8 protein-coding genes are annotated in these 9195 nt (G+C 50.8%); all 8 read right to left on the reverse strand.

Going from position 1 to position 9195, the window contains the following annotated elements; all coding sequences use genetic code 11:
- Nucleotides 1–2042 (reverse strand): PAS domain S-box protein (locus FP827_02485; protein MBA3051950.1); only part of this gene is annotated, 2042 nt, incomplete at its 3' end.
- On the reverse strand, nt 2039–2929 hold the full coding sequence (locus tag FP827_02490; protein MBA3051951.1) for a PhnD/SsuA/transferrin family substrate-binding protein: 891 nt from the start codon (nt 2927–2929) through the stop codon (nt 2039–2041). The genes FP827_02485 and FP827_02490, both read right to left, overlap by 4 nt.
- A complete protein-coding gene (locus FP827_02495; protein ID MBA3051952.1) occupies nt 2926–4005 on the reverse strand; it encodes an extracellular solute-binding protein in 1080 nt (359 codons plus the stop codon). Before FP827_02495 ends, FP827_02490 begins: the two co-directional genes overlap by 4 nt.
- Nucleotides 4006–4022: 17 nt before the next feature.
- On the reverse strand, nt 4023–5210 hold the full coding sequence (locus FP827_02500) for a hypothetical protein (GenBank protein ID MBA3051953.1): 1188 nt from the start codon (nt 5208–5210) through the stop codon (nt 4023–4025).
- On the reverse strand, nt 5207–5854 hold the full coding sequence (locus FP827_02505) for a response regulator (protein ID MBA3051954.1): 648 nt from the start codon (nt 5852–5854) through the stop codon (nt 5207–5209). Before FP827_02505 ends, FP827_02500 begins: the two co-directional genes overlap by 4 nt.
- On the reverse strand, nt 5851–6309 hold the full coding sequence (locus FP827_02510; GenBank protein MBA3051955.1) for an HD domain-containing protein: 459 nt from the start codon (nt 6307–6309) through the stop codon (nt 5851–5853). Before FP827_02510 ends, FP827_02505 begins: the two co-directional genes overlap by 4 nt.
- A complete protein-coding gene (locus tag FP827_02515) occupies nt 6306–7622 on the reverse strand; it encodes a diguanylate cyclase (protein ID MBA3051956.1) in 1317 nt (438 codons plus the stop codon). Before FP827_02515 ends, FP827_02510 begins: the two co-directional genes overlap by 4 nt.
- 186 nt (nt 7623–7808) lie before the next feature.
- Nucleotides 7809–9195: chaperonin GroEL (gene groL, locus FP827_02520; protein MBA3051957.1), on the reverse strand; the 1387-nt coding region annotated here is incomplete at its 5' end.

Raw genomic sequence — 9195 nt, forward strand, 5'->3', positions numbered from 1 at the left:
CCGACGGGCCCCGATTTCGGCAGAGTGAAGATGATTTCCGTGCCTTTGCCCTGCCCCGCGGATTCCGCCCATATCCAGCCGCCGTGCGCGAGCACTATCTCTTTTGAGATGCTCAGTCCCAGCCCGGTACCGCCGGGTTTGTTATAACTGCCGCCGGGCTGCTTCACATACTGGTCAAATATAACTTCAAAATCTTTTTTCCTCAAACCGCAGCCGCTATCCTTCACGGAGACCCTCGCCATTTGTTTTCCGCCTTCGGAAAACCCCGATGCGCTCAAGACGACGCCGCCTTCCGCCGTCGACTTCAAAGCGTTCCCCAGCAGATTTAAAACAACTTCAATGATTTTATCATAGTCGTAAATAAAATCGCCAAGGTCGCCGGAAAAATCCGTTTTGAGATAAATGCCCTTCGCGGCATACGCGCTCTTGTAAGAGGCCTCCGCATCCTCCAGCGCTTTGTATAAACTGTTTTTACTGAAATTGAATTTTATACGTCCGGCTTCGAGCTGGCTGAATTCCAGGACATCGCTTATCAGACGGTGCAGCCGGTTTGCGTTCCTGGCCGCTATGCGCATAAGTTGTTTCTGCTCGGCCGTCAGCTCAACGCCGGCGCTTATCAGGTTCAGGCTCTCTTTTATAGCGGCCAGCGGCGTCCTCATCTCGTGGGACACCATAGCCGAAAATCTGGATTTTACCTCAAGCGCGTAGCGGAGTTTTTTCTCTTTGTCTTTAAGCGCGTCAAGCGCCTTTCGCCTCTCGGTGATATCTTTGACCACAGCCTGTAAAAATATTCTCTCTCCCACAATGGCCCTGGTCAGCGAAACGGTGGCGTAAAAATCGGGGCCGTTCAGTTTTTTATGTGTCCACTCAAAAAAGTTGTAACCTTCTTTCAGCGCCTTATTGATCATCTTCTTGGCTTTATCCATAGACAGCTGCCCGTCAGGCTGATACTCCGGCGAATATTCCCACGGGGCATACGAGATGAACATCTTCTCGTCTTCCACGCCGAATAACTTTATGGCCGACGGATTGCCGGAAGTAAACTTCCATGACGGCGATTCAAGAGTCATGATCGCTTCCCCGGAAACTTCAAATAAAAGCCGGTGCATTTCCGCGCTCTCCCGCAGCTCATTAAATTTTTCGTTGAGCCCGTGAGACAGCAGATTGAATGTTTCAGCCAGCTGCTGAACGGCATCGCCCGAATATTTTTTGTAGACCGGGCAGGTCCGGCAATACTCTATTTTCTGAGAGTAATCCTTCCCTATGACAGGCTCGCACAGCGTTCCGCTCACGCACCAGCAGGGCAGATGATTCTCCGCGTAGGCGGGACAATCCTTCTTATCGCAGTTTTTCAATTCAGCGCAGGGCACGGGGGGCGTTTTTATCTGCCCTGAAAAATCGCCCATCATTATGTCTTCGCTGATGCGGTGCATGGTTTCAACGGGCCGGACTATTCCACCGGCCAGAAGAAAACTCAGATAAGACGCCAGGAGCACTGTAGAAATGCCTATCCACAGAATAGCGCCTATCGTGCTGTCGCTCAGTTCATGGATATGTTTATCGGATAAACCCACTCTCACATAACCCAGAGTATCGCCGTTCAGCTTTACGGGCACGGCAATATCATATATACGCCCCAGCCCTGTGTCCAGAATCCGTATGGCGCTGTCCTGATGCGCTTCAACGGCGTGGGCGTCTTTCAGCGCCAGGGGAAAACCGCCGGAAAAGCTGTGAGCTATCACATCAAAAGAATCATCCATCATGAAAATATATTCAAAGTTCTCATCCCGTTCCTTTTCCTCATTTATCCGGCGATGGATTTCGCCATAGTCGTCTGTTAAGATGTCGTCCAGGGAGCGCTCCGCAAGGCGCTGCGCCGTCAGAACGCCCATCCCTTTGCTCGCCTCAATCAGCGCCGGCGGCAGCAAATTCTTTACCGCCGCGATTATAGAAATACAGGCGACGATCACCAGCAAGGTTATGGCCGCGAAAATCTTGGACTGAAGGCTTATTTTCCTGAAATTAAAAGCATTCAATCTCATTTTACGGCCTCCGCTATTTTCCGCGCGAAGGCATAATCCGCATCTGAGGCCGGAACAAATCCGCTGAGTTTAAGCTCACGCAGCGCCGCTCGCCCGTCACCGTCACGATGCATATTAAGCAGAGAGGCCTTAACGGTATCGTGCATCTGGGGCGTCATGCTTTTGCCGGCCAGGATGATCGGCGGAGCGAAAAAAAGAGGGGATTCCCCTATGATCCTTACTTTGTTTTTCAGAGGGGAATCCTCCAGCGCGCGGGATGAAACGCAGGCCCCGTCCACGTCATCATCCGCGACAAGGAGGATTGAATGGTTGTAATTTCCGCTCCATAAAACGCGCGAAAAAAAATTCTTCTTGTCAAAGCCGGCGAGCTTTATAAGATATGCTGGCCAGTGATGCCCCTCCAGAGAATCCTTGTCGGAAAAAGCAAAAGATTTCCCCCTGAGTTCTCCGAATTCCCGGATGGGGCTGTCCGAAGGAACAATAACAAGCGCCCTGTAATGAGGGCTGCCTGCCCTGGCCTCAGCCGCCAGTATCCGCACGCTGGAGCCTTTCCCCAGTTTAAGATAGTCGCCGACCCTTATTCTTGCCAGAGCTATCCCGCCATTTTCCAAAAGGTCTATGAGTTCAGCGCCGGTACGCCGCTGGACAAATTCGAACTTCTCGCCGGCCCTTCCTGAAAGATAAGAAATCAGGGCTTTATAGCGGGAATACGTTTCAGAATACAAAAAATTGCTTGACAGGCCGAACTTGAGTGACGAATCCGCTTTTTCCCCTTCGGAAACATCCTCAACAAGGGAAAGGTCTATTTTTACGGGAATCTCTTTTTCAGGGGCGCAGCCCGAACAAAAAAGAATGCCCGCGGCGGCGATAGAAAATATTCCCCTCATCTCAGCCCCCCTTCACCTTTTGTCCCATTCTCCGGCGGGAATAGCCCGGTGTTGATCTCATCCAGCGGCTTGCCTGAAAAAATATCATTGAAAATCCTATCACATCGCGAAGCGGTTTTCAATATCAGCTGCGGATTGGAAGGAATGATCTCGAGATCAGCCAGCGACGGCATGCCGGCCGGGACAGCAATGTCTTTTCTGAGCGACACGATCCCCATTTCCTTACACATAAAACCCTGGGTTTTAGCGGAAAGCGCCCAGTCAATGAATTTTTCGGCGGCCGCGGCATTGGGACTGCCGCTTATTACAGCTATGGGACTCGGCACGGACAGCACCCCGTCGGCGGGGTAAATGTAGTCAATGGGAAGAGACGGGTTGTCTTTAAGTAATTTTCTCACGGTGAAATCAATGCTTATTCCCATGTGCAGTTCGCCTTCGGCTATCATCTTCGTCATGCCGGTGTTGTCATGGACGATCCGGCATTTATTTCTGTAAAGTTTCACAAAATAAGGCCACCCGAAATCTTTGTCAAGGAGCAGCGCGCCTACCGCATACCTGACAGTCCCGGCACGCGAGGGGTCGGCTATGGCTATTTTCCCTTTAAAATCCTCATCCAGCAGGTCTTTATATCCAATCGGCCGCTTTTTTACCAGTTCGCTGTTATAGACGACAACCATGTTGAGCAGACGGCTGCCCGTGTAATAACCGCCGCTATCCTTAAAAATGGCGGGGATTCTGGCCGACTGGGGCGAGACATATTTGCGCAAAAAGCCCTTCTCTTTCAACTCTTCGGCGGAGACGAAATCAGCCAGCCACACGACATCGGCACGCGGGACTCCGGATTCAAACTCTTTTGACACCTCTTCCACTATTTCACGCGAGCCCGCACGCCTCATGGCGATTTTAATCTTAGGGTGGTCTTTCTCAAATCGGCGCACTAAAGTCTCGGCGATTTCAAGGGGGACTGATGTATAGACATTGAGCATCCTGCCCCCTTTATTCCTTTTCCGGCAGACAATTCCCAGGGCTCCGCCTGCAAAGAGGACGATCGCCAGTAGTAGTTTAAGTTTGCTCATACCTCCCCCTTTTAATATCAAAATCTGATTTCCAGCTGGACGAGCAGTTCGTCATTATCAACTTCCGCGCCTCCGGTAGATTCCCTGTTTATGTAATACTCATTTTTGAGAAGAACATTTTTTTCGATCTCAACGATGAGCGCCAGCGTTATTTTTTCTCTGTCCCATGTGAGGGAATTCAAAATATCGTTCGGCAGATCCACATTCAGTTTGCCGTACCTGACGAGAGGCGTGACTGAATCAAAACATTTCCCGGACGGACATTTTATTTTATAAGAGGCCTGTAAAAAGTATCCGTCCCTTTTAAGCGCGCCGTATTTTGAAACAATGTATTCCGCGCCGAGCCCCAAATCAGCCGATTCGTATTCCGCCGCCGCTCCTGTCATCGCGACACCGTCGGAGTTTTCGGTATTTCCGTATCCCGGAACCGCATGAAGAAGAACCCTGTCGTCGCCGCTGAGTTTGGAAATATAAGCGAACCCGAAAACATCCAGACTGCGATTGTCCGCGAGGGAATGTTTCATTCCAGCGCCGAAACCCGTTTCCTTGTTCTCGTTTGAATCACCGTATTGTTTCGCGTCACAAATGAATTTGTGGCTTTTATCTTCGGATGGGGAGGTTTCGGAAAGCTTATACCCGTTGGTCAGTGAGAAATGCCAGTACAGAGATTCTTGTTTCCCCGACCAGAACAATCCCATGCTGTCGGAATTATAAAAAGCGGCCTGGATCAGCGAAACGGCCTCGGTTTTTCTGCCAGGTTTTCCGTCAATGAACCTGTCGTCCATACCCACTTTGAGACTCGTGTTTAAAGGCATTTTTGAAAACACGGCGTAAGTTTCGCCGCAATAGGCGTCGTCCGCCTTAAAAGTGAATTGTCCGTAAAGCTCTATCTTCTCACTCAATTTAACGCGCGGGCACAAATTAAACTTATCAAGCTGAAAATGGCTCTCAGGGGTCACGCCGTCGCGCCCGGTGTCAACATATTCAAATTCAAGTTCGCCGCTGAATTTCAAATTACCAACAGGAGAGGACGATTCCTTAAACGCTTTCTCCAGGGCGCTGAGACGCTCTTCCACGCTCACGGCGCGGGCAAAAGAACAAAACGCAGGAATTATGACAAGCGCTAATAACAACTTTTTTTCCCTGCCTGTTGATTTCGCTTCCGACCTCTTGCATCCTTCTCTTTTAGCGGCGGCTGATTTCATTTATGCGGTACCAGCATGATCCTGTTTATGCTCTCACGCAGTTCGTCGGCAAGCAGCGGCTTGAAGATAATATCATCCGCGCCCGCCCGGCGGAAATCACCCAATTCCGCTTTGACGTGAGAGACCGTTATTCCGAGAATATGTATATTTTTCAGTTTCGGCTGCTTCCTGATCGCTTTGCAGACCTCTATTCCGTCAATCCCCGGCATCCTCATATCCAGGAGCACGAGCATCGGCGCGGCGTCCCTGAGCTTGATGCCGGCCTCAAAACCGTTCACCGCGCAATCAATTTTAAACAGCGGGTAATTCTTCTTCATGAAGAGCTTGAGCCATCTGATAATTTCGGCGTCATCGTCAACGATCAGCACATCCGGCGGCACATCCCTTGTCCCCGCCAGAGGGTTTAAGCCGAGCTGGGAAGCGAAATCAAGTATCTCTTTTCGGCTGACGCGAAGCTCCGCTTTCGGATTTTTATAGGTTTTCACCAGACCTGTACTCAGCCATCGGCGTATCATCGTCTCTTGCAGAGAAAGCAACCGGGCCGCCTCCACGATGGCTATAAGATCCGCCGCGCCTGACGGCGCATCCGCCCCGGCGGACGAAACGCTTTCAGCCGCGCCCCGGCTTTGTTTTGATTTTTTCATTTTCTCTCCTTTGCCCCGCGCGTTTTTTTAGGACGCGGTGACGCTTTACCTGCTATAACTTCCCGCAGGATGCCGACCACGGCCGGATCAAAAATTTTCCCGCTCTCCTCACTCATAATTTTCAATGCCTTCCTCTCGCTGAAAGCTTTTCTGAACGGCCTGTCGGAGACAAGCGCCGCATAGACATCAGCCGCGGATATAATCCTGGCGCCGAGCGGTATTTTATTTTCTTTCAAAGCTTCGGGATAGCCCTTGCCGTCCCAGCGTTCGTGATGGTACTTTATAAGCGGCATCAGAGCGCCAAGCGGCGGCACCATGGCGAGTATCTCAAGGCCATAGTCGATATGCTTTTTGTACATCTCCATATCGGCTTCGCTCCACTCACCCTTTTTATACAAAACGCTTTTGTTCAGCCCCAGTTTTCCTATGTTGCACAGAAGCGCCGCCTGCTCTATTTTTTTATCTCATCGTCAGAAAATCCCATGCGCGCGGCAATATCCCCGGCGAGAACAGAGGCATGAACGCCGTGACCCATAAAATGGGAATTTTCCGCGTCCGCGCCCCGGGCGAACTCGAATATGGTTTCCACCAGCGACTGGTTCATCCGCGCCGCCAGATCCGCGAGTTTGCTTTTGATAACCGTTATGTTAGCCGGGGACCCGGCGCTCCGGCGGCGCGCTCCTACGGCGGGAGGGGAGCATATGCGTGAGCCGCCCTCTGATTTCGCTTTTTTTATACATTGTTCCGCCAGAGCGAACATATCAAACGGGCTTTTTATGTCGTCTTCCGGATAAGAGACGAGCCCCGCGCTGACCTTGATCTGCACTTTTTTAGCGCCTTGCCCGAAGGCGGCCCGGTCTATGCCCTGAAAAATCCTCCGGCCGAGCCACAGAGCCTTCTCCCTGGAAGTTTCCGGCAGCACTATTATGAATTCCTCGCCGCCGAAGCGTATCACCACATCCGAGCTCCGCGTCATTTCCATGAATTTATTAGCCAGCTGTTTTAAAACGGCATCGCCGAAGATATAACCGTAAACATCGTTTATGCTCTTAAAAAAATCCACGTCTATGAGCATAATGGATAGAGGCCTCTTGTGCCTCTTTGAGCGCTGGTATTCCGCCTCTATCAGACCGTCGTATATACGGTGCGAGTAAAGGCCTGTGTGAGAATCCCTGTAGGCCATGGCGGCAAGCTTCCGGTTGGCTTTCAGTAGTTCCCTGTTCATCGCCCTCAGCCTCTGTTCCGTCCTGCGCCCTTCTGTAACGTCCGTAAATGATGACTGTATGCACAAAGATGTGTTATCGGGATTTATTATCTGGATGACAGAAACGCGCGCGTAAAAAACTTCTCCGTTCTGCCTGACAGCTCTGACCGTTCCCGACCAGCCCTCGCCCGATAAAACTTTCTTTATCAGGACCGGCGCCTGTTTCTGTGATTTAAAGAAGGACGCCAGCGGACGCCACAGGGCGTCAGCTGCGGAATCACATCCGAACATTTTAAGGAAAGATTTGTTGGCGTATGTGATCCGGCCTTTGAGATCGGCCAGGATTATGCCCTCGGCGGCTTCGCCTATGGTCATATCCATGATGAGCAGTTTTTTATTTACTTTTCCTGTCTCTATCGAATTGTCCGGGATTTTTTTTGAAACGCCGGCGGGCTGAGCGGCAGGAACGCCCTCTTTTTTTTCAGCGGTTCTCCTGCGGCTCCTTCTGATCACGATTAACGCCACCCCCTTAGTGGAATAATATTTAATATCTTTTCTACTCATTTAATTGTAAAACTTAAGCCGCAAACAAGCAAGGTGATTTATATCACAACATAAAAAAATCCCATGTTTAGGAACCGTCCCTATTGGATTCGGCTAAACATTTCTTTGAAATGAAAGCGGGGACGCGTTTTCACGCGTCCCCGCAGATCTTAGCGCCCTGAGGCGCTCGGGGTTAACCCCTTTTTCTTACATCATTCCGCCCATTCCTCCGCCGTAACCGCCGCCGCCCATAGGCATGTCTTTCTTCTCTTCGGGGATATCCGTTATAAGGCATCCCGAAGTCAGAAGAATAGACGCGATGGAAGCTCCGTTTTCAAGCGAAGCTCTGACAACTTTTGCGGGGTCAACAATTCCGGCTTTGATCATGTCAACAAATATTCCGCGCTCGGCATCATAACCGTGGCCCGCGGGCATCTTCATCACTTCCTGCACGATGACCGTGCCTTCGGCCCCGGCGTTGCGCGCGATCTCTCTCATCGGCGCCTCAAGCGCTTTGGCGATGATGTTCACGCCCGTCTGCTCCTCGGTGTCGGTGCACTTGATAGCTTTCACTTTTTTTATGGCTGCTATAAGCGTCACTCCGCCTCCGGGTACAATTCCCTCTTCCTGAGCGGCAATCGTGGCGTGCTTAGCGTCCTCAACCTTGAATTTTTTGGTTTTCATCTCGGTCTCGGTGGCCGCGCCGACTTTTATAATGGCAACTCCGCCTGAAAGTTTGGCAAGCCTCTCGTTAAGCTTTTCCTTGTCATAATCGGAATCGGATTCCTCTATCTGTTTCTTTATCTGCTCCACCCTCGCGGACACATCTTTTTTATCTCCCGCGCCGTCTATAATGGTGGTGTTTTCTTTGTCTATCGTCACCTTTTTGGCCTGGCCGAGCATGTTAAGTTTTGTTTCCTCAAACTTCATTCCCACATCCTCGGATATAACCGTGCCTTTTGTGAGCACCGCGATATCGGCTAGCATTTCTTTTCTTCTGTCGCCGAAGCCGGGGGCTTTCACAGCAGCGCATTTGAGCACGCCGCGAAGTTTGTTCACCACCAGCGTCGCGAGAGCTTCGCCTTCCACATCATCGGCAACAATCAAAAACGGCTTTCCCGTCTTCGCTATCTGTTCAACGACAGGAAGAAGTTCCTGCATGGATGAAATTTTTTTGTCCGTTATGATGATATAAGGTTCATCCAGAACGGTTTCCATCCTCTCAGCGTCGGTGACGAAATAAGGCGATATGTTGCCGCGGTCAAACTGCATTCCCTGCACCGTCTCAAGCTCGGTGGATGATGTTTTTCCCTCGTCAACTGTAATAACACCGTCTTTCCCCACTTTGTCAATAGCGTCGGCAATCATGTCTCCTATTTCCTTGGAGTTAGCCGAAATGGACGCTATCTGGGATATTTCTTCTTTGGTTGTCACTTTCCGCGACAGTCTTTTTATTTCTTCCACAGCAACCGCCACCGCATGGTCCATACCCTTTTTTAAATGCAGCGGATTTGCTCCGGCGGTAATGTTTCTCAGGCCTTCCTTAAATATGGCCTCCGCAAGAACAACAGCCGTTGTCGTGCCGTCGCCGGCG

It is taken from the genome of Candidatus Omnitrophota bacterium (genome assembly GCA_013791745.1).
In the GTDB taxonomy this organism is placed as follows: Bacteria; CG03; CG03; order CG03; family CG03; genus CG03.